The organism is uncultured Arthrobacter sp., from assembly GCF_947495145.1.
Taxonomy (GTDB): domain Bacteria; phylum Actinomycetota; class Actinomycetes; order Actinomycetales; family Micrococcaceae; genus Arthrobacter_D.
This window is the reverse complement of sequence record NZ_CANLXP010000004.1, coordinates 89,344-113,121: the sequence shown is the minus strand read 5'-3', so window position 1 is coordinate 113,121 and position 23,778 is coordinate 89,344. Positions and strand designations below refer to the sequence as shown.

Annotated in this window: 18 protein-coding genes; 12 read left to right on the top strand and 6 right to left on the bottom strand. The window is 64.5% G+C overall.

Annotation, left to right across the window (positions count from 1 at the left end):
* Positions 1–26: 26 nt before the first annotated feature.
* From hemQ to hemL, 6 genes are read left to right on the top strand one after another with little or no spacing between them, the layout of a single operon-like run.
* The gene (gene hemQ / locus Q0877_RS04420) at positions 27–752 is read left to right on the top strand and encodes a hydrogen peroxide-dependent heme synthase (RefSeq protein ID WP_299166078.1); all 726 of its coding nucleotides are present in this window, start codon (positions 27–29) and stop codon (positions 750–752) included.
* Positions 749–1,951 carry a ferrochelatase gene (locus tag Q0877_RS04415; protein ID WP_299166077.1) on the top strand — a complete coding sequence of 401 codons (1,203 nt, stop codon included), beginning with the start codon at positions 749–751 and terminating at the stop codon, positions 1,949–1,951. The genes hemQ and Q0877_RS04415 overlap by 4 nt, the downstream gene beginning before the upstream one ends.
* Complete coding sequence (gene hemC / locus Q0877_RS04410) at positions 1,948–2,904, top strand: hydroxymethylbilane synthase (RefSeq protein ID WP_299166076.1); 957 nt, start codon at positions 1,948–1,950, stop codon at positions 2,902–2,904. The genes Q0877_RS04415 and hemC overlap by 4 nt, the downstream gene beginning before the upstream one ends.
* The gene (locus Q0877_RS04405; protein ID WP_299166075.1) at positions 2,901–3,779 is read left to right on the top strand and encodes a uroporphyrinogen-III synthase; all 879 of its coding nucleotides are present in this window, start codon (positions 2,901–2,903) and stop codon (positions 3,777–3,779) included. The genes hemC and Q0877_RS04405 overlap by 4 nt, the downstream gene beginning before the upstream one ends.
* A gap of 3 nt (positions 3,780–3,782) precedes the next feature.
* Entirely contained in the window at positions 3,783–4,766 is a 984-nt protein-coding gene (hemB, locus tag Q0877_RS04400) for a porphobilinogen synthase (RefSeq protein ID WP_299166073.1), read from the top strand.
* Positions 4,767–6,089, top strand: coding sequence for a glutamate-1-semialdehyde 2,1-aminomutase (hemL, locus tag Q0877_RS04395; RefSeq protein WP_299166071.1), 1,323 nt, complete (start codon positions 4,767–4,769; stop codon positions 6,087–6,089). It begins immediately after the preceding gene.
* Positions 6,090–6,226: 137 nt separating this feature from the next.
* Here the strand turns inward: hemL and Q0877_RS04390 are convergent, their stop codons facing one another.
* The 4 genes from Q0877_RS04390 to Q0877_RS04375 form a co-directional block, all read right to left on the bottom strand.
* The gene (locus Q0877_RS04390; protein ID WP_299166069.1) at positions 6,227–7,069 is read right to left on the bottom strand and encodes a MetQ/NlpA family ABC transporter substrate-binding protein; all 843 of its coding nucleotides are present in this window, start codon (positions 7,067–7,069) and stop codon (positions 6,227–6,229) included.
* A 124-nt stretch (positions 7,070–7,193) separates the two neighbouring features.
* A complete protein-coding gene (locus Q0877_RS04385; RefSeq protein ID WP_299166067.1) occupies positions 7,194–7,949 on the bottom strand; it encodes a methionine ABC transporter permease in 756 nt (251 codons plus the stop codon).
* Positions 7,946–8,926, bottom strand: coding sequence for a methionine ABC transporter ATP-binding protein (locus tag Q0877_RS04380; protein WP_299166065.1), 981 nt, complete (start codon positions 8,924–8,926; stop codon positions 7,946–7,948). Before Q0877_RS04380 ends, Q0877_RS04385 begins: the two co-directional genes overlap by 4 nt.
* Positions 8,927–9,235: 309 nt before the next feature.
* Positions 9,236–9,922 carry a 3'-5' exonuclease gene (locus Q0877_RS04375; protein WP_299166064.1) on the bottom strand — a complete coding sequence of 229 codons (687 nt, stop codon included), beginning with the start codon at positions 9,920–9,922 and terminating at the stop codon, positions 9,236–9,238.
* Positions 9,923–10,020: 98 nt separating this feature from the next.
* Between Q0877_RS04375 and Q0877_RS04370 the strand changes: the two genes are divergently transcribed.
* The 3 genes from Q0877_RS04370 to Q0877_RS04360 are packed head-to-tail and all read left to right on the top strand — an operon-like array spanning position 10,021 to position 17,254.
* Complete coding sequence (locus Q0877_RS04370; RefSeq protein ID WP_299166062.1) at positions 10,021–10,458, top strand: MGMT family protein; 438 nt, start codon at positions 10,021–10,023, stop codon at positions 10,456–10,458.
* The gene (locus Q0877_RS04365; RefSeq protein WP_299166061.1) at positions 10,455–13,751 is read left to right on the top strand and encodes an ATP-dependent DNA helicase; all 3,297 of its coding nucleotides are present in this window, start codon (positions 10,455–10,457) and stop codon (positions 13,749–13,751) included. The genes Q0877_RS04370 and Q0877_RS04365 overlap by 4 nt, the downstream gene beginning before the upstream one ends.
* The gene (locus Q0877_RS04360; RefSeq protein ID WP_299166059.1) at positions 13,748–17,254 is read left to right on the top strand and encodes an ATP-dependent DNA helicase; all 3,507 of its coding nucleotides are present in this window, start codon (positions 13,748–13,750) and stop codon (positions 17,252–17,254) included. The genes Q0877_RS04365 and Q0877_RS04360 overlap by 4 nt, the downstream gene beginning before the upstream one ends.
* On the opposite strand, the gene Q0877_RS04355 is transcribed toward Q0877_RS04360, so the two are convergent.
* Positions 17,251–18,345 carry a macrolide 2'-phosphotransferase gene (locus Q0877_RS04355; RefSeq protein ID WP_299166057.1) on the bottom strand — a complete coding sequence of 365 codons (1,095 nt, stop codon included), beginning with the start codon at positions 18,343–18,345 and terminating at the stop codon, positions 17,251–17,253. The genes Q0877_RS04360 and Q0877_RS04355 overlap by 4 nt on opposite strands.
* 133 nt (positions 18,346–18,478) lie before the next feature.
* Here Q0877_RS04355 and nudC point away from each other — a divergent pair, with 133 nt between their 5' ends.
* The 3 genes from nudC to Q0877_RS04340 are packed head-to-tail and all read left to right on the top strand — an operon-like array spanning position 18,479 to position 22,128.
* Positions 18,479–19,456 carry an NAD(+) diphosphatase gene (gene nudC / locus Q0877_RS04350; protein WP_299166055.1) on the top strand — a complete coding sequence of 326 codons (978 nt, stop codon included), beginning with the start codon at positions 18,479–18,481 and terminating at the stop codon, positions 19,454–19,456.
* Positions 19,456–21,561: an ATP-dependent DNA helicase UvrD2 gene (locus Q0877_RS04345; protein WP_299166053.1), complete on the top strand. Its 2,106-nt coding sequence runs from the start codon at positions 19,456–19,458 to the stop codon at positions 21,559–21,561. Before nudC ends, Q0877_RS04345 begins: the two co-directional genes overlap by 1 nt.
* 27 nt (positions 21,562–21,588) lie before the next feature.
* Positions 21,589–22,128, top strand: coding sequence for a M48 family metallopeptidase (locus Q0877_RS04340; protein WP_299166051.1), 540 nt, complete (start codon positions 21,589–21,591; stop codon positions 22,126–22,128).
* Between the two features lie 21 nt (positions 22,129–22,149).
* On the opposite strand, the gene Q0877_RS04335 is transcribed toward Q0877_RS04340, so the two are convergent.
* Positions 22,150–23,565: a zinc-dependent metalloprotease gene (locus Q0877_RS04335; RefSeq protein ID WP_299166049.1), complete on the bottom strand. Its 1,416-nt coding sequence runs from the start codon at positions 23,563–23,565 to the stop codon at positions 22,150–22,152.
* Positions 23,566–23,778 lie beyond the last annotated feature (213 nt).

Sequence of the window (23,778 nt, the reverse complement as noted above, 5' to 3'; positions counted from 1 at the left end):
CCTGATGACAGGAGCAGACTGGATCCATGAGCGAGAATGCGGGTCACGAACACATGCAGAGTCCCTCCACCGGCACCACCTCCCAGAGCGGTGACGACGCCGAAACCTCCCAGTTCTACACGCTCTGGACCGTCTTCAAGCGGTCAGCCGGCACGCCCGACGACGGCGGTGCGCTTGACACCGCGATCTCGGAACTCGAGGCGGCCGGCGTAAGCGTCCGCGGTTTCTATGATGTATCTGCGATGCGGGCTGATGCCGACATTATGGTGTGGCTCCACGGCTCTGAGGCGGAGGATCTCCAGGCCGGCGTCCGCACCCTTCGGCGTACGGCAACACTGGCCGGTGCTGAGATCGCGTGGTCCGCAATGGGCGTGCACCGCGACGCCGAATTCTCGAAGAGCCATTCACCTGCTTTCGCACGCGGGGTCGCTCCGGAGTCATGGGTCTGCGTGTACCCCTTCGTGCGATCCTATGACTGGTACATCCTCCCCAGCGAGGAACGCCGGACCATGCTGTATGACCATGGCATGAAGGGTCGCCAGTATCCCCAGGTCCTCTCCAATACGGTGTCCTCGTTCGCACTCGGCGACTGGGAATGGATCCTGGCACTCGAAGCACCCCAACTTGTGGACCTGGTGGATCTCATGCGCCACCTTCGCGAGACTGAGGCCCGCCGGCACGTTCGTGAGGAAGTCCCGTTCTACACCGGCCGGCGAATCACTGCGCAGGAAGTAGCCGAGGTACTCCGATGAGCATTCCCACTTTCCATCCGCTGGACGGCGTCGATGAAAACGGCCGGATGGCACCGAAGAAGTATGACGCGATCGTGCTTGCGTCGTTCGGCGGGCCGGAAGGCCAGGACGACGTCATTCCCTTCCTGCGCAACGTGACCCGCGGCCGGGGAATCCCCGATGAAAGGCTCGAAGAGGTCTCACATCACTACCGCGCGTTCGGCGGCATCAGCCCGATCAACCGGCAGAACCGTGAGCTGAAAGCCGCCATGGAAGCGGAACTCGCCCGCCGCGGGATTGGCCTGCCGGTGCTGTGGGGCAACCGCAACTGGGCGCCGTTCATCGCGGACACTCTCAAGGACGCGTACGACGCCGGCCACCGCCGCATTCTCGCCGTCACCACCAGCGCTTACTCCTGCTACTCCAGCTGCCGACAGTACCGCGAAGACCTCGGCATGGCACTGGTCGAAACCGGGCTGGCAGGCAAGCTCGAGGTGGACAAGGTCCGCCAGTACTTTGATCACCCAGGCTTCGTCGAGCCGTTCGTGGAGGGTGTCACCAACGGGCTGAAGTCAGTCCGGGAGCGTTTGGCCGCAGACGGTGAGGCGGACGCACCCGTGCACATCATGTTTGCAACGCACTCCATCCCCATCGGCGATGCGGACGCTGCCGGCCCCCGGAATGAAGACGGCGGCCCCATCCTCGAGGGCGGCGCCTATGTCGCGCAGCACCTCGCCACCGCACAGGCCGTGCTCGACCGGGTTCCTGAGGCAGCCGAGTCCGAGTGGTCGCTGGTGTACCAGTCCCGCTCCGGTGCCCCGCACATTCCATGGCTTGAGCCGGACATCAACGACGCACTGGGCGATCTGGCCGCTACCGGAGCCAAGGGTGTGGTCATTGTGCCGCTCGGGTTCGTGAGCGACCATATGGAGGTCGTCTGGGACCTGGACACCGAGGCAATGGAAACGTGCGCCGAACTGGGCCTGGTGGCAGAGCGCGTACCAACGCCCGGAACGCACGCCCGGTTTGTCTCCGGCCTTATCGACCTCGTCAGCGAGCGAACCGCCGACAACACCATTTTGGAGCGCCCCGCGGCTACCGACCTGGGCCCCTGGTATGACGTGTGCCGCCCCAACTGCTGCGCCAACCGCAGGGGAGAGAAGCCCACGGTTGCGGGTGCGGACTCCACCGTCGGCCTTCCCGGGACAGAGCAGGCATGAACCAGGCTGTCCGGGTAGGGACGCGCGCCAGCGCTCTGGCGTTGACGCAGACCACCACGGTCGCCGAGTCGCTTGCCCGCCTGGGTGGATTCGACTATGAGCTGGTGCGCGTGAGCACCACCGGCGACGTCAACCGCGCCTCGCTGTCGCAGATCGGCGGAACCGGCGTCTTCGTCGCGGCACTCCGCGAGGCGCTGCTCGACGATACGTGTGACGTCGCGGTGCATTCCCTGAAGGACCTGCCGACGGGCGAGGCGGAGGGACTCACTGTCGCCGCGGTGCCCGAACGCGCCGATATCCGCGATGCTCTGTGTGCCCGCGACGGTCTTACCCTCGCCGGGCTGCCCGAAGGCGCGAGCGTTGGAACCGGCTCTCCCCGGCGCGCCGCCCAGCTGCGGGCTGCCCGCCCAGACCTGTCGGTGATTGACATCCGCGGCAACGTCGACACACGGCTGGCCCGGGTAGCCGGGCTGGTGGACGGTGGACCGGGTGATCTCGATGCAGTCGTGCTGGCAGCCGCCGGCCTTTCCCGTCTTGGCCGCGAGGCACTGATTACGGAGTACCTGGATCCCGCGCTGATGCTGCCGGCTCCCGGTCAGGGCGCGCTGGCCGTCGAGTGCCGAAACGACGACGCCGGGTCGGCGGCTCTGGCTGTTGCGCTCCAGCACTACGATCACGCGCCCACGCGCCTGGCGGTCACCGCGGAGCGTGCCGTCCTCCGCCGGCTCGAGGCAGGTTGTACAGCACCCATCGGCGCCCATGCGACGGTGAATGGTGAGTCGCTGAGCCTTGAAGCCGTGGTGTGCAGCGTGGACGGCAGCCGCCTGCTGCGCCGCACCCGAGCGACGACGGCCCTCACCGTGGACGGCGCGGCCGCCGTCGGCGTGGTGCTGGCTGAGGAGCTCCTTGCCAACGGGGCAGCGGAGATTGCCGGGCTTACCGCGGCTTCATGAGCACCGGCAGCCCAGCAGAACGTGACCTCTCCAAGACTCACTCCGGGTCTCTCGCCGGGATCACGGTAGCTTTGCTGCGAAGCCCGGACCGGGGCGCTGCCATGGCTGCGGAACTTGCCGTCAGGGGAGCGGAAACCCTGCTGGTGCCCATGATCGACTGGGAACTGCCGGCGGACACAGGCGAGCTGGACCGGCTCCTCGACGCAGCACCTTCCTATGACTGGTTGGTAATCACCAGTGTGACCACGGTTCGAGTCCTTGCACGGTGGGCCCACGAGCGGAGAGTTCCCTTGCCAGCGCTGATCGGATCGGCGCGGGTAGCCGCTGTTGGAGCCGCCACCGGCGCCGCCCTCGAAGAGCTCGGGGTTGCAGTCCATTTGACGCCGGGGGATGATCAATCAGCCGAAGGACTCCTTGCCTGCTTGCCTTCGGAACCCGGCAGGGCTCTGCTTCCCCAATCGGACCTCGCGGCCGACGCGCTCCGGGCCGGGCTGTCCGCACGCGGCTGGACCGCGGACACAGTCGTCGCCTACAGAACCGTCGACTACCCCGCCGCTGCCGGAAGACGGATCAGCGGAGTCAGCGCTGACCCTGAGCATGCTGCAGCCGCCGTGAGCCGGGAGGAACTGGCGGCGCGGCTTCGGCAGGGACAGGTTGACGCCGTCGTCCTCACCTCGCCCAGCATCGCAGCCCGCCTTCATGCCATGATGGAAATGCTGCCTGACACCGTGGCAACGGTCGCCATCGGGCGACGCACCGAACGGGACGCTTCAGCGCTCGGACTACGGATCGACGCAACAGCGGCATTGCCGAGCCCGGCAGGAATTGCAGACGCGGTGAGCACCGCCGTCGTCAATCATCGGAAGAGGAACTAACGCATGAGCTTCCCTCAACACAGACCGCGCCGGCTGCGCTCCACCTCTGCAATCCGCAGGCTGACTGCAGAGAACAGGCTCAGCCCGGCCGAATTGATCCTGCCCGCATTCATCCGCGAGGGATTGACCGAACCGGTGGCCATCAGCTCGATGCCCGGCGTGGTCCAGCACAGCTCCGACACCCTCCGGCGCGCTGCCTCGGAAGCCGCTGGACTGGGCATCGGGGGCATTATGCTCTTTGGGATTCCGGCGCATCGTGACGCAACCGGCAGCGCCGGAATCGACCCGGACGGCATCCTGAACAGGGCAATTGCCGATGTCCGCTCAGAGGTGGGGGATTCACTCGTCATCATGAGCGACGTCTGCCTCGACGAATTCACCGATCACGGCCACTGCGGCGTGCTGACGGCCGACGGCGCAGTGGACAATGACGCAACGCTCGAACTCTATGCGCAGATGGCCGTGGCCCAGGCCGACGCCGGCGCCCACGTACTTGGCCCGTCCGGAATGATGGACGGTCAGGTCGGTGTCATCCGGCGCGCGCTTGATGACGCCGGACACCAGGGCACAGCAGTGCTGGCCTATGCAGCGAAATATGCTTCGGCTTTCTACGGCCCATTCCGGGAGGCTGTGGACTCCCAGTTGACCGGTGACCGCCGGACTTACCAGATGGATGCAGCAAACCGTCGCGAAGCGCTCCTTGAAGTTCAGTTGGATCTCGAGGAAGGCGCGGACATGGTGATGGTCAAACCGGCGATGAGCTACCTCGACATTGTGGCGGACGTCGCGGCGATGTCGCCCGTTCCGGTCGCTGCCTACCAGATATCGGGGGAGTACGCCATGATCGAGGCTGCCGCCGCGAACGGCTGGATTGACCGCCGTCGCTCAATCGAGGAGTCGGTGCTCGGCATCAAGCGTGCCGGTGCGCAGATCATCCTCACGTACTGGGCGACCGAGCTGGCAATGTGGCTGAAGGAGAATGATTAGATGACACAGTCCGAAGACCTCTTTGCGCGTGCCCAGACCCTCATGCCCGGCGGGGTCAATTCCCCGGTACGCGCCTTCGGTTCCGTCGGCGGCACCCCGCGATTCCTCGTGTCGGCGCAGGGGCCCTACGTTACGGACGCCGACGGCCGCCGGTACGTTGACCTGGTGTGCTCCTGGGGGCCGGCGCTGCTCGGTCACGCCCACCCTGCCGTGCTGGACGCCGTCCATAGTGCCGCTGACCGCGGATTGTCCTTCGGCGCATCCACGCCTGCGGAAGCGGAACTGGCGCAATTGGTCCGGAACCGGGTGTCCGCCGTCGAACGCATCCGGATGGTCTCCACCGGCACTGAAGCAACCATGACCGCAGTGCGCCTTGCACGCGGTTTCACAGGCCGCAACCTCATCGTGAAGTTCGCCGGCTGCTACCACGGACATCTTGACGGCCTGCTCGCTGCAGCGGGATCCGGCGTTGCAACCCTGGCCCTGCCGGGATCCGCGGGGGTAACTGACGCCACCGCTGCGGAGACCCTTGTGCTGCCGTATAACGACGTCGAAGCAGTGGAGGCCGCCTTCGCACAACACGGGCACTCGATCGCGGCGATCATTACGGAAGCTGCCCCGGCGAACATGGGTGTGGTGAAGCCTGCTCCAGGGTTCAATGCGGCCCTGTCCAGAATTACTTCCGACCACGGCTCGCTGCTCATCCTGGACGAGGTGCTGACCGGCTTCCGGGTGGGTCCGGGCGGTTACTGGGGGCTGACCGGTGAGTCCGAGGGTTGGGCGCCGGACCTGTTGACCTTCGGCAAGGTAATCGGCGGTGGACTGCCGGCGGCTGCACTAGGTGGCCGCGCAGACGTTATGGAATACCTGGCGCCGCTGGGGCCGGTCTACCAGGCCGGCACGTTGTCGGGCAATCCGCTCGCGATGGCGGCAGGCGTCGCCCAGTTGACCCACGCTACGGACGAGGTATACCGCTCCATCGATGCGCGCTCCCTGGAACTGTCTGCGGCGGTGTCCGAGGAGTTGTCGCGTGCCGGCGTCGACCATTCCGTCCAGCGCGCCGGAAACCTTTTCAGCATTGCCTTCGGAACGTCTGAACTGGGTGTGTCGAACTACGCCGACGCGCAGGCGCAGGAGACTTTCCGGTATGCGCCGTTCTTCCACTCAATGCTTGAGTCGGGCGTCTACCTGCCTCCATCGGTCTTTGAGGCGTGGTTCCTTTCCTCGGCACACGATGACGCGGCCATGGAACAGATCGTGGCGGCGCTACCTGCCGCTGCGCGTGCTGCGGTCGCCGCGGGAGCAACACCCTCCGGCGTGTAGTTCTTATCGGCCCTGCGCAACTGGCCGGAAACGCAGGAATGGCCGGCGAACCCGTAAGGGCCGCCGGCCATTCCTGTATCCATGCTCTCTTGTCTGCTGTCCTGTCTACCGCTCACATGTGGGCGCCGCAGGAAGACCTAGAAGGCTGGAGCTACGTCCCCGCTCGGCCAGGTTTCCTCGATGTACTGCTTGACCTCGGGCGAGTGCAGCAGTTCCTCAAGCTTGGCAATTCGTGCATCACCCTCGGACGAGGTGTTCCACGCAAGGAAGTTCGCGTACGGGTTGTCCTCTACCGATTCAACGATGAGGGCGTCCTCCGTGCTGAGTCCTGCATCGAGGATGTAGTTTCCGTTGATGATTGCGAGATCCACGGTTGGGTCCTGCAGATCGTTGAGCAGCAGTTCCGGCTGGTTCTCGATGAACTCGAGGCCCTTCGGGTTCTGCTCTTCGCTCAGCGACAGGACGGAGGCATCCGCCTCGATGTTCTCGAGCAGACCGGCTTCCTGCAGCAGCGTAAGGGCACGCGCCTGGTTGGAAGGGTCATTGGTGATGGCTACACGGCCGCCGTCGGGGATGGCCGAGGCATCATCGTGCTTGTCGGAGAAGGCAGCGTAGGGCTCGATGTGCACGCCCTCGCCATGGGCGAATTCATAGCCCTGGCTCTCGACCTGGCTCTCGAAGTAGGGGAGGTGCTGGAAGTAGTTGGCGTCCAGGTCACCCTCGCTCAGCGCGATGTTGGGAGTGGTGTAATCGTCGAACTCCTGGATCTCGAGCTCAATGCCGCTGCCCTCGGCCAGGTTGTCGCGTACGAACTCCAGCACTTGTGCGTGCGGCACGGGGCTGGCGCCGACGGTGACCGTCGCAGGGCTGGCTGGATCGAGCGTCTCGACAGCGGCGGGAGCGCTGTCTCCGGCGCCGCAGGCCGAGAGGGTGAGAAGTGCGGCCAGCCCGGCGGCTGCCAGCGAAAACTGCTTACGCATGAATATGTGCGTTCCTTTCGTAGTTCCGGCGGTCGGATGGGACCGTGCGCCGGTGAAGTGACGGCTGGCGGCTACCGGCCGTCGTCGGCCCCGCTCATAGGCGGGGCAGGTTGGGGGGTCTTGTTCAGACGCCGACGACGTTGTTGGCCATTGCCTGCCGGCGATCGCTCCGGCTTTGGCGTGCACCCGCTGTTGCAGCAGTGCGATGGTCTACCCGCTGCGCGAGCCGGTCGCCGATGAGCTGGATGATCTGCACGATGGCGACGATGATCACGATGATGACCACCATGACCGCGGTGTCGAACCGCTGCAGTCCGTAGTTGTAGGCAAGCCTGCCCAGTCCGCCGCCGCCGATGATGCCCGCCATCGCCGAATAACCTACGAGGGTCACGAGCGTGGTGGTGAATGCTGCGATCAGGGACGGAAGGGCCTCGGCGATCATTACCTTGGTGATGACCTGGAGGCGAGTCGAGCCCATGACCAGAGCCGCATCAATCTTGCCCGAAGAAACATCACGCAGGCTTGTTTCCACAAGGCGCGCAAAGAACGGGATGGCGCCGATGCTCAGTGAAACCGACGCAGCGACGGGCCCGATTGAGGAACCGGTCAGGAACCGGGCGAGGGGAATAAGCGACACCATCAGGATGGCGAATGGAATGGACCGTGTGATGTTGACGACCACATCGCTGACGATCCGGTTGGTAACGGGCATTGCCCGCAGACCGCCGGGGCTGCTGGTGTGCAGGAATATGCCCAGCGGAAGGCCGATAAGCAGGGTGAAGAAGCCCGAGATGCCGACCATCTGGAGGGTGGCGAGGAATTCTTCGGGCAACGCTTCGGTGATACCGGGATTTTGGAAGAGGTTGTCGAGAAGGTTCATGCCGCCACCTCCACATGTACGCCGGCGCCTTCGAGATAGGCCGTGATCTCACCCAGGGGTCTGGCGGAATCAACCTCGACGCGGAGCCGGCCGAAGCGGGATCCTCCCAACGTCTCCACCGTTCCTGCGATGACGTTGACGTTGGCATCGAAACGGCGGGTGAGTTCGGAGAGGATGGGTGCAGAGGCAGTCTCGCCGACCAGCAGAAGCTCAAGTTCCGGCAGGGTGGCATCCGCGGTGCTGGAAGGCAGGGGCATCAGGGACCTGCCGAGGGAGCCGGCCCGGTCACCCACGATGTCCCGGAGGGCGCCGTGTTCGATGATCCGGCCGCGCTCAAGCAGGGAAACCGAGTCGCAGATCCGCTTGACCACATGCATTTCGTGAGTGATAACCAGGACCGTCAGGTCCAGCGTTTGCGTGAGCTTCCGGATGAGCGTGAGGATGTCCTCGGTGGTGGCAGGATCGAGGGCCGACGTGGGCTCGTCACAGAGCAGCACATCGGGATCCGACGCCAGTGCGCGGGCGATGCCGACGCGCTGCTTCTGGCCTCCGGAGAGTTGCGAGGGGTAAGCGTCTGCGAACTCCGTCAGGCCAACGAGGGAGAGCAGCTCGGCTACCTTGCGGCCGATTTCGGCTTTCGGCGTCTTCACCAGTTCGAGCGGATGGGCAACGTTCTGGGCGGCCGTCCGTGAGTCCATGAGGTTGGCGTGCTGGAACACCATGCCGATACGGCGCCGGGCGGTGCGGACTTCAGAGTCCTTGACACTGGTCAGTTCACGACCGTCGATGACAACCGAGCCCGATGTAGGACGGTCCAGAAGGGTCAGGCACCGGACGAGGGTGGACTTGCCCGCGCCGGAGTGGCCTACGATGCCGTGGATTGAACCCTTGGGCACCGAAAGGGTGACATCGTCCAGTGCTGTAACGGTTCGCTCACCCTGTCGATAGGTTTTACGCAGGTTGGTGACTGTGATCATAGGTCCTCGTGCTGTCCGGGGCTCCGCAGGGGCTTCCGCGAAACCCGCTACTCAAGCGAGCAGAAAAGAAGCATCGGTCAGTGCGCTGCTCGAGAAAGTGGAGGTTCCTCGGCCGCCCCGGAGTGGGCCGGCACTGGCGCTGACGGTGCTTTGCAATTGTGGCATGCATGAAAGATCCCGCTGAAATTTAGTGCCGGACATCACGCTGGTTGTGCCGCCGTCGTCCTTATTGCCCTTCGTATCGAATAATCTGCGACGAACCCGGTTCCGATTGTGTTGCGTAGGGAACTCGTAGGAGACTCAGGTGAGTCATGAGGCAATAGCCGGCCAGCGACCCTCAACCACCGCTTGCGGGTCAGTGCGTCGAAGATACTCCTGGAAGCTTTCGGCCTGTCGGAGTGCCCACGTCATTTGAAACTCATGGAGGTCCCTGGCAGGCCTCCGCAGTTGGGGAAACCGCTCGGCAAGGACGGCCCCCACACCAAGGGTCGCCAGCACATCGGCGGCTGAGGTGTGCGCGTTCTCGAGAGGCACACCATAGTGGGCGCACATGGCGGACAGAGTCCTCTTCCCGGGGCGGTAGCGGTCAGCATGCTTATCCATCACGTAGGGATCGAGGACCGGGAACGGATCGGCGGTGATAACCCCATGCCGTGCACCCTCCCGTGCGAGGACCGTGAAGTCGTAGCGCGCATTGAAGGCGAGCACCGGTATTTTGTCCCGGAAGAATCCGTCGAGGACTCCGCTGATCTGGTTGACCACCTGGGCTGCCGGTGCGCCCTGCGTCCTGGCAGTATGGGTGGCGATGCCGTGAACGGCGGTCGCCTCAACAGGGATGTCCACCCCCGGGTTCGCCAGCCACTCGTGGTGCTGCAGGACCTTTCCCTGCCCATCCACGAGGATGATCGAGGCGGTCACGATTCGTGCGGTGAGCGGGTCGCGGCCGGTAGTTTCGAGGTCGAAGGCCGCCCGGGGATGCATGTGCCAGCTGTTCATGGTCCAGACGGTATCGGCCGGGTACGACATTCTCTCCGGCGGTTGAAGACACGGCCGACCCGGCCCGCTCGGTCCGCGCATTTCGATAGTCTGGGTTGGTGCGCGAAAGAGCCCTGGACTATGAAGAGGCGGTCCTGGACATCGTCAGTTTGATACCTGCAGGAAGGGTACTCACCTACGGCGACATCGCCGAGATCCTTGAGAAGGGCGGGCCCCGCCAGGTAGGAACGGTCATGTCCCGTGGAGACGCAGGTGTGCCGTGGTGGCGCGTGCTTCGCGCCGATGGCAGCCCGCCGCAGGGACTGGAAGCTTCCGCCGTCGAGCATTACCTGGAGGAGTCGACTGCACTGCGCCCTGTCGCCAACCGCAGCCGCCGGGCGGACGCGCGCACCCGTCGGGTCGATCTGTCGAAGTCCCGCTGGGATCCGGCACCGGCTGAACAGTGCGCGCTCCAACAAGTCCGCGCCGCTCTGAAAAACGACGTCCGAATAGGGGCATCCGGATTGTCGGAGGCGGATGATGGGGTGGACCCATGAGCTCTTCCTCACGAAACACCGCCGCTGCGCTGCTGTCTACCGCCGATCTGCGGTTGCCCTCCAGAAGTGTGGCGGGCCCGCCGGACCCCGTCCTCAGTGAGGAACAGCAGAGCGTGCTTTCCCTGGGGGTTGGAGGGGGTCCGGTGCTGGTGCTCGGCGGCCCGGGAACGGGCAAGACGCAACTCCTGGTGGAGGCGGCCGTCAGCCGGATCCGGAACGGGGAGGTGGAACCAGACCGCATTTTGATTGTTGCCCCCACAAGGTTGGCGGCAGCACGCCTGCGTGATGAGGTGACCTCCCGTCTGGACTGCAGTCTGAGCGCGCCGCCGGCGCGAACCTGGTCGTCCTACGCCTTTGACCTGATCCGCCGGGCGCGCGTGGCAGGGCTGCTGCCGGAGCTGACCCGTTCACCGCGACTCCTGTCCGGAGCAGAGCAGGACCTCATTATCAAAGAGCTCCTTGAAGGCCACCGCACGTTGGGCCCCCTTGAGTTCCGCTGGCCGGAGGGCTTGCAGCTCGCGCTGGGGACCAGGGGTTTCCGTCAGGAGGTGAGGGAGCTTTTCGACCGGGTCAGCGAGTACAGCCTGCACGCCGATGAACTGGCTGATCTCGGACGCAGGTTCGACCGCCCCGATTGGGTGGCCGCAGCGGCCCTCTACAGCGAGTACCGCGACGTCCTGGATCTTCGCATGCCCGAAGCGTTCGATCCTGCCGGAATCCTTACCGCAGCGCGAGGCATTCTCGAAACCAATCCCCGGTTCTGCGCTGAGGAACGCAGCAAGTACGGACTGATCCTGATTGATGACTACCAGGAGTCCAACACCGCCACCCACGCGTTGTGCGGCGTTCTTGCCGGTGGAAAAGATTCCCTGATCACGGCGTGCCCTGACACTACGGTCCAGGGTTTCCGGGGTGCACGCCCAGAGCTTGCCGCCCGCCTGCCCGAGGTATTGGGACCCGTACGCACTGTGCAGCTGACCGCATCACACCGCCTCACCGGAATGCTTGCTTCGGCGTGGCAATCAGTCGCTTCGAGGACGCCCGTGAGCGGAACGCCGGTGGGCTACCGGCGGTTGCTCGATCCTGACGCCAATCCCCGGCCACGCGAAGCGCCGGTGGATGAGCACGGCTCCGGCGGAGTTTCCGTCCATGTGGTCGATTCGGGTTATCACGAGCAGCGATACATCGCGCAACGGATCCTGGAGGCCCACGTCGAGCAGGAACATAGTTTCGATGACATCGCCGTCATCACGAGGACCGGCGCGCACGTAGCCGAGCTTCAGCGCTACCTTGCCGGGCAGGATATACCGGTCAGCGTCCCGCCCGCCGAGCGGGCAATCCGCGATGAACCGGCGGTACGGCCGTTGCTTGACATTCTCGGTGTCGTTACCGGTGCCAGGGAGCTTGACGCTGAACTTGCCGTCTCAGTCATGACGTCCAGGATAGGCGGCGCCGGCCCGCTCGAGATTCGCCGCCTCCGGCAGCTGCTCAGGCAGGAGGAACGGCTGGCGGGGGGAGCGCGTGACTCCGATCAATTGATCGTCGATCTGCTGTCCGAAGCTGAGATTGACGACTTTCGAGGGCAACTGCGTCCGGTTCGGCGGCTGCACTCCATGATACGTGCCGGTCGCGAGGCGCTGCAGGATGAGGCGAGTACGCCGGAGATCCTACTCTGGGCGGTTTGGTCTGCTTCCGGCCTCTCTTCGCGATGGGAAGAAGCAGCACTCCGTCACGGCGCTGCATCAGCACGGGCAGACCGTGACCTGGACGCCGTCGTCGCGCTGTTTCAAACCGCCGAGCGGTACGTGGACCAGATGCCCGGTGCGCCAACAACCAATTTCCTGGAGTACCTGCTGAGCCAGGAACTCCCCATGGACACCCTCGCTGCGCGCGCACAAAAGGGTGCCGCCGTTGCAATTCTGACGCCGGCCGCAGCAGCCGGGCGCCAATGGCCGGTAGTGATTGTGGCTGGCGTACAGGAAGGAGTCTGGCCCAATCTGCGGGTCAGGGGAGAACTGCTTGGCTCCGGTGACCTCGTTGCGCTGCTTGAGCACGGCCGGGATTTCCGACACCATCGTGACCCGCTTTCCCTCATGCAGCTGACCCGTGCCGATGAATTGCGGAGCTTCTCCGCGGCCGTCAGCCGCGCATCCCAGGAACTGATCTGCGTTGCCGTTTCATCGGAGGATCAGCAGCCCTCCTCCTTTCTCGACATCCTCGCCCCCCTGCCTACCGGTGTCTATGAGCGCCCGCGCACCGAGGTAAAGCGGCCACTGACCCTTCGTGCGCTGGTCGCAGAGCTTCGGAAGTACGCCCAGCAGCCTGACCGGCATCCCGTTACTGCTCTGGAAGCTGCCGGGCACCTCGGTACGATGATGCTCCACGAACCCCCCGTTCCAGGTGCTGATCCAGACCAGTGGTGGGGGTTGGCCGGACTTTCGTCCACCGATCCCGTCGTTCCTGCTGCCTCTGTGATCCCCGTTTCTCCCTCGAAAGTGGAGGCAGTCCTTGCCTCGCCGCTGAACTGGTTCGTCTCGGCCGCAGGAGGGGAGCGGCCGACTGATTTCGCCAGGTCCCTTGGAACGCTCGTTCACTCAATTGCGCAGGACATTCCGGATGCCACGGGAAACCAGTACGCGGCGGAACTCGTGCGTCGCTGGCCTGCCCTCGGCATGAAGGATACCTGGGAGTCCAAAGCCGATCTGCGACGGGCTGAAGAAATGGTGAGGAAACTCGGCGCCTACCTCGTGGAGATGAGAAAGGCGGGCCGTTCCCTCGCAAGCACCGAGGCGAGTTTCAGCGTTGACCTTCCCGTGACGGTTGACGGCGTTGAGAGGCAGGCCCGTCTCCGGGGGCAGGTAGACCGTCTCGAAATCACCCATGACGGGCGTCTTTTCGTCGTCGATCTCAAGACCGGAAAAAACGCGCCGCGAGACCCCGATGTGCCTGCGCATCCCCAACTCGCCGCCTATCAGGTTGCCGCAGGTGCCGGTGGCCTTGGGGACTCCGTCGCCGCAGGCGCGGATACAGAGTCCACGGACACGCGTGCCGTTGGCGGAGCAGCCCTGGTGCAGCTGGGCACAGGCGCAAAGTCCCCGAAGGTTCAGGATCAGCCCCCACTCGGACCGGATGAATCCTGGGCGCACGAAATGATTGAGCAGGCCGCAGGTTTGATGTCGGGAGCAGAATTTGAGTCAGTCCACGACCCCAAGCGGTCGTCTTTCGGTGGAGGCGGATGCCGGCTTCCGGAAATCTGTCCACTGTGTGTTGAGGGAAGGCAGGTAACCGAATGAGCGTGGAAGCGGCACACGCGGAGGCGGCTGCGGGTTCTGCACCGCAGCTGTCAGCTGAGGCATTGGCGCGGCTGCTTGCCGGGGACGGCGGCGCACAGGTCCTTTACCCGACAGCTGAACAAACTCGCATCATCGAAGCGCCGCTGCAGCCGCTGCTGGTGATCGCCGGCGCGGGATCAGGCAAGACGAAAACCATGGCGGACCGGGTCGTGTGGCTTGTTGCTAATGGGCTGGTTCGACCGGAACAGATTCTCGGGGTGACCTTTACCCGCAAGGCAGCCGGCGAGCTCGCGGCCCGTATCCGGCAACAGCTGCTGGCGCTGTACCGGGCGCAGGCGGAGAACGCGGTTGACCTGCACGAGGACCGGCTGGAACCAACCATTTCCACCTATCATTCCTACGCCAACGGCATTGTGCAGGACTACGGACTGCGCATCGGCGTGGAGCGGGACGCCGTCATGCTGGGCACGGCGCAGTCCTGGCAGCTGGCCGCAAGAGTCGTCGAGTCCTACCAGGGGCCATGGGAGCATCTCTCCGCTGCGAAAACCACACTGACAGGCGCTGTTCTGACCATGGCCTCCGAATGCGCGGAACACCTCGTGGAGCCAGTAGCAGTGAGGGCGTCGCTGCTGAATCAGATTGACGCAGTTGCTGCACGCCCCTTCCAGTCGGGAAAGCCGAAGCCCGCCACGAATGGCGTGAAGGACCTGCTGAACAAGCTGAGAACGCGTGTCACCGTTACCGAACTGGTGGAACGCTACACAGCCCTGAAACACCAGTCCGGCCAGCTCGATTACGGCGACCTCGTGTCACTGGCCGCGCGTATTGTCAGCGACGTGCCAGAGGCAGTGGAGGTCGAACGGCAGAAGTTCGCTGTTGTTCTCCTTGACGAGTTCCAGGACACCTCCCACGCCCAAATGGTCCTATTCTCCAAATTGTTCGGCGACGGCAGATCAGTCACTGCGGTGGGAGATCCGCACCAGTCCATCTACGGATTCCGCGGTGCCTCCGCCGGCCAGCTCGGAACATTCAGATCGCGTTTTCCAGCAGGCACCGGGTCCGCTCTTGAGCCTGCGCCCATGGTCAACCTCTCCGTGGCGTGGCGGAACTCAACCAGCATTCTTGAAGCTGCCAATGCTGTGGCCGGTTCCCTTAACTCCCCGCCTCCGTGGGTGGGCCCGCAGCATCAGTTACAGGTCCCAGCCCTGCTGCCACGCCCGAAGGCACCGGAAGGAGAGGTGTACCTCGCCCGCTACCTCAGTGAGACCGCCGCCGATCCTTCCGACGCGTCAGCACCTGACAACCCGCAAGCGAACGAGGCAGCAGCGCTGGCGCGGATCATTGAGGCCCAGCGGCGACGGTTCTTCGACGTGGACGACGACGGACGACCGCTGCGTCCTACGATTGCGGTCCTCTGCCGCGGACGACGGCAGTTCGAACCCTTGCGGCGGGAACTGCAGGCAGCAGGCATACCGGTGCAGATCGTGGGACTGGGCGGGCTCCTGCGTACTCCGGAAATCATCGAAATCCTTTCGGTCCTGAGAGTGCTGGGGGATCCGGAGCGGTCAGATGCAATGCTCAGGCTCCTCGCCGGTGCCCGCTGGCGCGTAGGAACTGCCGATCTGATGGCACTCGGCGACTGGGCCCGCCAGCTCGCCTACGACCGCGATCTCCGGATCAATCAACTTCGAAAGGGCGCCTCCGAGTCCTCGACGAAGGCGGGCAGCGCGGCTGCGGACGGTTTCCCGGTTTCACCTGACGACGGTCACGGGCAGCCCCCCACGCCAACCGAGGACGCGGAACCAGCAAGTCTCGTTGACGCCGTCGACCATCTTCCGCCGGACGGATGGATGTCGGGCAGCGGACGCAGCCTGTCCGGCACAGCGAGGGAGCGGCTAACACGGTTGCGGGATGAGTTGCGTGGTCTCCGCCAGTCAGTGGGTGACGATCTGCTTACCCTGATCGGCGAGATCGAGCAGATCCTCCTGCTCGACATCGAGCTTGCATCGAAACCGGGGGTTAGTATCCACGATGCCCGGCGCAATCTTGACGCCTTCGCGGATGCCGTCAGCAGCTTCGTCTCAACCTCCGACCGCATCGACCTGCCGGCCTTTCTCGCGTGGTTGGAGGCAGCCGACGCGGAAGAAGACGGACTGCCCGTGACCGCGCTGGAAACCAGCAGGGAAGCCGTCCAGCTGCTGACGGTTCACGCCGCCAAAGGGCTGGAGTGGGATGTAGTGTTCGTTCCGGGTATGAACGAAGGTTCTTTCCCCAGCGGAACAGGCTCGCGCTGGAGTTCCGGAGACGCTTCCGTGCCATGGCCGTTGCGCGGCGACGCAGCTGAACTGCCGCAGTGGGACTGGGACCAACCCGATCAGAAATCATGGCTCGAAAGCGAGAAGCTGTTCGCCGAGGATGCGCTGACCCACACCGAGCGGGAGGAACGGCGCCTGGCTTACGTCGCCCTCACCCGAGCCCGCCACGTCCTCGTTTGCTCATCGTCGGCTTGGGGAGGAGGTCGGTCCAAGCCGACTGCGCCGTCCCGTTATCTGGAACAGCTACGGGATCTCGCCACAGCAGGGGAACGGGGCTACCGGGAACTCGCCTGGATCGAAGACAGCGCGGTGGGGACGGACAATCCCGCCCGCGCACACAGCGACAGGGCGATCTGGCCGGTCGACCCGCTGCGCATGCGACGCGGCGCTATGGAACAGGCGGCAGCAGCTGTGCTGGCGGCCGCAAATGACCAGCGACACCGGCCTGCCTCTTGGCAGGGCTCGGTAAACGCCGACGCTTCCGGACGCTGGAACGATGAAGTGCGCAAGGCGCTAGCGCGGCAGCAGCAAAGGTTTACTTCTGCACCGGTCGAACTACCCACCCATATCTCTGCCTCGCTGATGGTTGAACTGACAGAAGACAGTGCAGCGGTGGCAAGGCGACTGCGTCGGCCTGTCCCGCGGCGCCCCGGATCGGCCGCACGGCGGGGTACAGCTTTCCACGCCTGGATTGAAGAGTTTTACGGCGCCACGGGGATGCTCGATCTGGGGGAGTTCCCCGGTGCCGCAGACTCCTTCGTCGACGATGGACTGAAGCTGGAGCAGCTCACCGAAACGTTCCGGGAGTCCGTCTGGGCCCGGCGTGTTCCCCACGGCATTGAGGTTCCGGTGGAGACACGGGTTCATACGATCGTCGTCCGGGGGCGAATTGATGCAGTCTTCCAGGACGACGACGGCACATGGGACCTCATCGACTGGAAGACGGGGCGCCCGCCCGCGCCGGGGCACCGGGAATCAAAGGCCATCCAGCTGGCTGTCTACAGGCTGGCGTGGTCACGGTTCATGAACGTCCCGCTGGGGTCTGTGCGGGCAGCGTTCTACTACGTTGGAGAAGACCAACTGATTCGGCCACACGACCTCGCCGATAGCAACGAGTTGGAAAGAATTATCAGAAAGGCAACGGGAGCCGGGGGGCCAACTAGGGGTGGAGTCGAACCCGCGGGCTAGGGGCGCGGCACCACGGGCAGGGCAGAAGTTTCGAGATCCTCCTGATCCCGCGATGCTGTGCCGGTGTCACTGCCGGTGTCACTGTCAGTGTCAGTGTCTTGATTCTCTCCTTGACCCTCGGCGGTTCCGCTGCTGTCAGCGGGTCCGTCATCATCGGCGTCGGCCGCCAGGGCTGCTTCTTCGGCAGCAAGGTCAGCGGAGAGTGAACGCATCATCTCCTCGGCTTCCGCCACCATGTCCTCGTCGTGCAAGGCAAGCCCGCGAACCATCCACTGCGCGAGAGCGAACTCCGCGGCCAGCGCGGCTCGTCGCAGGAGGTGCTCATCCGGCGCATCCGAGCGGGCGTCGACATAAGCTTGATGCACCTCATCGGCGAAAGAAGTGTCTTGCGTCGCTGCAAGCCAGGCGAAGTCATCTGCCGCGTCTCCAACGGAGAGGTCTGTCCAACCCGTTACGGCGCAAACGCGGCCGCCGTCGAGGAGCAGATTGTCTTCGTGGATATCACCGTGGACCACAACGGGGTTGAAACGCCACAGCGAGACATCCTCCAGCGCATGTTCCCAACGGCGCAGCAAGTCTGCGGGGATCCTGCCCGTGGTTGCGGCCTGGTCCAGCTCGTTGAGCCGCCGCTGCCGCACTTCATTCGCCTCGTAGGCAGGCAGGTCAGCCTCGCTGACGAGCATCCTTGGAAGCTCGTGGATTGCGGCAATGGCCCGGCCGATCTCCCTCGCCAGTTCACGGCCGCCAGCAGCGAGCTCGTCGAGGGAGCGGTTTGATCCTTCGATGTGGGAATAGACAAAGGTGCGCAGATCGCCGAGCCGGACAGTGCCCGCGACATGCGGAACCAGGAACGGAAGCTCGGCGCGGACGCCGGGGCTGAACGCCCGCAGTACCTGCAGCTCGGTTTCCAGCCGCATGCTGGCCTCGGCGTGCCTGGGCGCCCGGACCCGCCACTGCTTACCCGATTCATCCACAAGGAGGGCGGACTCGAAGTCGGCCGGGTCGTCGGGTGCACCGGAGACGCCGGTCGGGGCGAGGCCCGGCACGGCCGCACTGGCAAGGGCCGCAAGTTCCATTGGTGAGCGTTTCACATCACCAACCGTAAGCGTGGGAGGTCATCGGCCCGGATGTCCGTCCACGGCGAGTCGCTGTCCGCTGCGCACTATTCCTCCAGAATGCCCTCCCGAATGTCCTTTTGGGGGTGCGGGACCGTACCGTAGAAATATGACCCAAGCCGTCGGCATGCATGGAGCCGGAATCGCCAGCCTTCCCCCACTCGGATCTCTGCCGCTGGCGCGCGGCACGGCGGATCGGGGCTCAGCTTTTCGCACCGCACCTGACTTGTTTGATCGTTTGTGGGAGGAACCCGGGACCCGTGTCCTTCATCTCGCCGGGAAACAGTCGCCTGTCCAGGACCACCGGCTCGTACTCAGTTCCGCCGCGGAGGTGGTTCGTCCGGAGAATCCCGTGTACCTCGGCAGCACCGTGGAATCAACGGCCAATCTGGCGGCCGGCACTCACATTGTGCTGGTGGAGCATGAGGACGTTCAAGCGGACTTGGCGCCTGTCGAATCATGGCTGGGCCTGCGGGACGCCGCCGCCAGTCTGCCGGCTCTGGAATCAGGGCTCTTCGTAGAGGCCGTGGCTATCTCGAACTGGCACGCCACCCATACCCACTGCCCCCGCTGCGGACACCGCACCGAGTCGATTGACGGTGGCTGGGTCCGGCGTTGCCCTGCGGATGAGAGCCTTCACTATCCACGCACCGATCCGGCCATCATCGTCACGGTGACAGATGAGGAAGACCGCCTGCTTCTGGGTTCCTCGGCTGCCTGGCCTGAGAACCGGTTTTCTACCCTCGCAGGTTTCGTTGAGCCGGGAGAGTCGCTGGAAGCAGCGGTTGTGCGCGAAATTGAGGAAGAGTCCGGCATCGTGGTCCACTCGCCTACATATCTTGGCTCGCAGCCCTGGCCGTTCCCGGCATCGTTGATGCTCGGTTTCACCGCAAAGGCAGCACACGCCCGCCCTGTTCCGGACGGCGTCGAGATAAGGGAAGTGCGCTGGTTCAGCAGAGATGAACTGTTCACCGGCCTGAAGGAGGAACGCCTGTCCGTGGCGTCCGGCGCGTCCATCGCGCGCGCACTCATCGAACATTGGTACGGCGGCCCCCTGGATGAAGAGCCGTCCGCCGGGAGACCGTAGTGGACGGTTCGGTCGAAGAGGGAATCCTGGCCGGCCTGGACGATGAACAGCGGGCCGTGGCATCCCAGTTGAGCGGTCCGCTCTGCGTTCTCGCAGGAGCCGGAACAGGCAAAACACGTGCCATCACTCACCGCATTGCCTACGGAGTTCACACGGGCGTCTACAAGCCGCAGCAAGTGCTCGCTGTGACGTTCACCGCGCGGGCTGCCGCCGAAATGCGGACGCGGTTGCGAGACCTCGGAGCACAAGGAGTGCAGGCACGCACCTTCCACGCTGCTGCGCTCCGACAGTTGCAGTACTTCTGGCCGCAGGCTGTCGGAGGGACGCTACCGTCCCTTGTGGACCATAAGGCACAACTCATCGCGGAAGCCTCGCGGCGGCTGAGGCTGAGCACCGATCGGGCCACAATCCGGGACCTCGCCGCGGAGATCGAATGGGCCAAGGTGTCCATGCTGACTCCTGACACCTACGTCGAGGCGGCGAAGGGCCGGGCAGAGCCGGCGGGCATGGATTCCACAACAGTGACGCGTCTTTTCAGCGCGTACGAAGACCTCAAGGTGGATCGCAACGTCATCGATTTCGAGGACGTCCTCCTGATCACCGTGGGCATCCTGCAGGAAGACCCGAAAGTCGCAGCGACCGTACGCGCCCAATACCGGCATTTCGTGGTGGACGAGTACCAGGACGTGTCCCCGCTTCAGCAGCGGCTGCTCGACCTCTGGCTGGGGGAGCGCGAAGAGCTCTGTGTTGTCGGAGACGCCAGCCAGACCATCTACTCCTTCACCGGCGCCACCAGTGCCCACCTCTTGAATTTCACCAGCAGATACCGGCAGGCACAGGTCGTCAGACTCGTTCGGGACTACCGTTCCACACCTCAGGTGGTGCACCTCGCCAACTCCCTGCTTGCAGCACGCACGGCCGAGGCCGGGCGGCGGGGCGGTACGGGAACCTGGGCTACACCGCTTCAGCTCGTTGCTCAGCGCCCGGCGGGCCCGGACCCTACCTTCTCTGAATGCAGTGATGACGAGGCTGAAGCTGCCGACGTCGTCCGGAGGATCTCCAGGCTGCTCAATGATGGTGTGATGGCGAGCGAGATCGCCATCCTCTACCGGACCAATGGTCAGTCTGAAGCGTACGAACAAGCCCTCGCCGCAGCAGGGATCGGGTACCAGTTGCGCGGTGCCGAGAGATTCTTCGCCCGGCGGGAGGTGCGGGAAAGCCTGCTGCAGCTACGGGCAGCTGCCCGTGCAACAACCGACGACGACGTGCCCCAACTGGTGCGGGATGTTCTTGCATCGCTCGGCTATACCAGCCAGGCGCCGCAAAGCTCGGGCGCCGTAAGGGAAAAATGGGAATCGCTCGCTGCGCTGGTCTCCCTTGCCGAGGAACTCCATCTGGCCCGCTCGGCGCAGGGATTCACCCTGCAGGACTTCGTCGCTGAGCTTGAGGAACGAGCCGCAGCGCAGCACGCCCCGACGGTTCAGGGCGTGACGCTTGCATCGCTCCATTCGGCAAAAGGCCTGGAATGGGACGCAGTCTTCCTGGTCGGATTGAGCGAGGGACTGATGCCCATCTCATTCGCCGACACTCCGGACGCAGTCGACGAGGAACGCAGACTCCTCTACGTCGGCATCACCCGGGCGCGCAAACACCTTGCCTTGTCCTGGTCCACATCACGCACTCCCGGTGGCCGTGCCTCGCGCAAGCCGTCCAGGTTCCTGGATGGACTTCGCCCGGATTCCACGGGTACCCGCTCGTTCCGCCAGCCCGTCCAGCGCAGGGAGCGGAAGGTGTCCGGCCCCACCCACTGCCGCACCTGCGGAAAGGTTCTTGGCTCCGGTGCTGAACGCAAGATCGGGCGCTGCCGCGATTGCCCGGCGAGCTACAGCGAGGAGACGTTCGAAGCGCTGCGGGAGTGGCGCCTGCAGGCTGCCCGTGAGACAGATGTCCCGGCCTTCGTCGTCTTCACCGACGCCACCCTGGTGGCGATCGCCGAAGCGCGCCCCGATTCACTGGAAAAGCTTGCCCAACTCGCCGGAGTGGGGCCGGCCAAGCTGGACCGATACGGAGAGTCGGTGCTCAGTGTCCTCGCAAAGAGTAGCTAGCAGTATTGCCGGGGAAGGGGCTCGCGCATGATGTCGAACGATGCCTCGGCTCCCGTGCCGTACCCGGTCGAGGTGCGCCGCTCTGCGCGCCGCCGTCGAACTGTCAGCGTGGACCTGCGGGACGGCGTCGCAGTGGTGTCTATTCCCGCAACTTTCACCGCCCGCCAGGAAAAGCAGTGGGTGGAACGGATGGTGGCCAAGCTCAACGCGAAGTCGGTGCTGCCGGCACATTCGGACGACGGCCTGAGCGGACGCGCCGCACAATTGTCAGCTGAATTCCTGGCGGGGAAAGGAATTCCTGCGAGTATCCGATGGGTAACCAACCAGAACTCCCGCTGGGGATCGGCAACGCCGGCCGCCCGCGCTATCCGGCTATCCCACAAACTTCAGGGGATGCCGGAGTGGGTCATCGACTATGTGATCCTGCACGAAATGGCGCACCTGATAGAACCCTCGCACAGTGATGCCTTCTGGTCTCTCTTGAGGAGCTACCCACACACCGAAACCGCCAAGGCGTTCCTACTTGGCGCAGCATTCGCAGCGGACCACGGCCTCAGCGGCCGGTAAGAATGGGAGCGCCCCTGCAGGTCAGCGTGTCCCGCCGTTCGAATCCTCTCCGCCGTCCTCCGGTTCGGGCGCGTCCTCGCCCTCAGAACTCTCATCGGCAGCCGGTTCGAATCCGCCGGCAAGCAGCTTTTCGAGGGCGGCGTCCACGTCGGCGTCACCTGATTCGGCCAACTGGCGCCTCGTGCTGAATCCAGCGGGATCATCCAGGTCTTCCGGCGTAGGCAACAGGTCGGGATGCTGCCAGATCGCATCGCGTCCCGCTATCCCGCGTTCCTGGCGCAGCTGTTCCCAAAGCGCAGCGGCATCCCGAAGGCGCCGTGGACGCAACTCGAGACCCACCAGTGATGCGAAGGCGTTCTCAGCCGGGCCGCCGGTCGCCCGGCGGCGGCGGACCATCTCGCGCAATGCCACGGATGATTCGAGATTCGCGGTAGCGGCCGCTGTCAGCTCATCAACCCAGCCCTCGACGAGTGCAAGGGTAGTTTCCAGACGGGCCAGAGCGGTCTCTTGGGCAGGGGTGCGCTCGGGCATGAAGACACCCTCGGAGAGCGCGCTCTGCAATGACTCAGGATTCGACGGGTCGATGTCCCGGGCAACGTCCTCGATCTTCGACATGTCGATATGGATGCCGCGCGCATAGCTTTCGATGGCGCCCAAAAGGTGACCCGTCAGCCACGGAACCTGGGTGAAGAGCCGCACATGGGCGGCTTCCCGCACAGCGAGGAACAACCGGACGTCGTACTCGGAGATGTCCAGGCCCTGTCCGAATGCTGCGACGTTGGCCGGAAGGAGCGCCATGTTGTTTGCGGCCAGCGGTATGCCGATGTCCGTTGAACTGACCACGTCGCGGGACAGAGCGCCTACAGCCTGCCCCAACTGCATTCCGAACATGGCGCCGCCCATGTTCTGCAGCATGGAGGTGGCGCCGCCCATCATGGTCTTCATCTCTTCAGGCATCTGTTCAGTGATGGCGTTGGACAGGGCGAGGGCGATGCTGGTCGCCACGGGTTCGGTCAACCGCTTCCAGGTCGCCATCGTCGCCTCGACCCACTCGGCACGGGACCATGCCCTGCCTAGGAGTGCTGTAGACGGGAAATCGGTGACAGGATCGAGCCACATCTCGGCGAGCCTCAGGGCGTCGTCGACTTCGCGCTGGTCTTTGCTGCTCACCGATGGATCACCGCCGGCAGCAGCGGCACGCCGGGCCTGGTCCCGTGCCATGGTCCAGTTCACAGGTCCCTCGGATTGCGCCGAGAACATGGCCTGAACCTGCTGCATCATCATTGCCATGGCCTGCGGGTCATTGGGCAAACCTGCAGCCTTGGCAATTTCCTGCGGGTCCATGCCCTGCATATTGCCGCCCATCAAGCGCTCGAGCATCTCGGAGAGGGGATCCTTCGGAGTGTCGTCGTCGTTATTCGACGGATTGGAACTCATCGATACCACCGGTCCTTGAAACTTGGTCGGAGAAACTTGGTCGGATCTTGCTCGTATACGGCGCGGCCCCGGCACCCGTCCCGCTGCGGCATACAGATGCCATAGCCAGCCGCGGCATGGCTGGTCGGGACTCAAACGTTACCGGCAGCCCCCGCACTTGTCTGCACGCCCCGGGAGAGTTCGCTCTAGGCAAAGCGGGTCCGCGGACAAATC

What these genes read in the sequence shown, in the direction of transcription:
- hemQ (WP_299166078.1), top strand. Translation starts at nt 27, where the DNA reads ATGAGCGAGAATGCGGGTCACGAACACATGCAGAGTCCCTCCACCGGC.
- Q0877_RS04415 (WP_299166077.1), top strand. Translation starts at nt 749, where the DNA reads ATGAGCATTCCCACTTTCCATCCGCTGGACGGCGTCGATGAAAACGGC.
- hemC (WP_299166076.1), top strand. Translation starts at nt 1,948, where the DNA reads ATGAACCAGGCTGTCCGGGTAGGGACGCGCGCCAGCGCTCTGGCGTTG.
- Q0877_RS04405 (WP_299166075.1), top strand. Translation starts at nt 2,901, where the DNA reads ATGAGCACCGGCAGCCCAGCAGAACGTGACCTCTCCAAGACTCACTCC.
- hemB (WP_299166073.1), top strand. Translation starts at nt 3,783, where the DNA reads ATGAGCTTCCCTCAACACAGACCGCGCCGGCTGCGCTCCACCTCTGCA.
- hemL (WP_299166071.1), top strand. Translation starts at nt 4,767, where the DNA reads ATGACACAGTCCGAAGACCTCTTTGCGCGTGCCCAGACCCTCATGCCC.
- Q0877_RS04390 (WP_299166069.1), bottom strand. Translation starts at nt 7,069, where the DNA reads ATGCGTAAGCAGTTTTCGCTGGCAGCCGCCGGGCTGGCCGCACTTCTC.
- Q0877_RS04385 (WP_299166067.1), bottom strand. Translation starts at nt 7,949, where the DNA reads ATGAACCTTCTCGACAACCTCTTCCAAAATCCCGGTATCACCGAAGCG.
- Q0877_RS04380 (WP_299166065.1), bottom strand. Translation starts at nt 8,926, where the DNA reads ATGATCACAGTCACCAACCTGCGTAAAACCTATCGACAGGGTGAGCGA.
- Q0877_RS04375 (WP_299166064.1), bottom strand. Translation starts at nt 9,922, where the DNA reads ATGAACAGCTGGCACATGCATCCCCGGGCGGCCTTCGACCTCGAAACT.
- Q0877_RS04365 (WP_299166061.1), top strand. Translation starts at nt 10,455, where the DNA reads ATGAGCTCTTCCTCACGAAACACCGCCGCTGCGCTGCTGTCTACCGCC.
- Q0877_RS04360 (WP_299166059.1), top strand. Translation starts at nt 13,748, where the DNA reads ATGAGCGTGGAAGCGGCACACGCGGAGGCGGCTGCGGGTTCTGCACCG.
- nudC (WP_299166055.1), top strand. Translation starts at nt 18,479, where the DNA reads ATGACCCAAGCCGTCGGCATGCATGGAGCCGGAATCGCCAGCCTTCCC.
- Q0877_RS04340 (WP_299166051.1), top strand. Translation starts at nt 21,589, where the DNA reads ATGATGTCGAACGATGCCTCGGCTCCCGTGCCGTACCCGGTCGAGGTG.
- Q0877_RS04335 (WP_299166049.1), bottom strand. Translation starts at nt 23,565, where the DNA reads ATGAGTTCCAATCCGTCGAATAACGACGACGACACTCCGAAGGATCCC.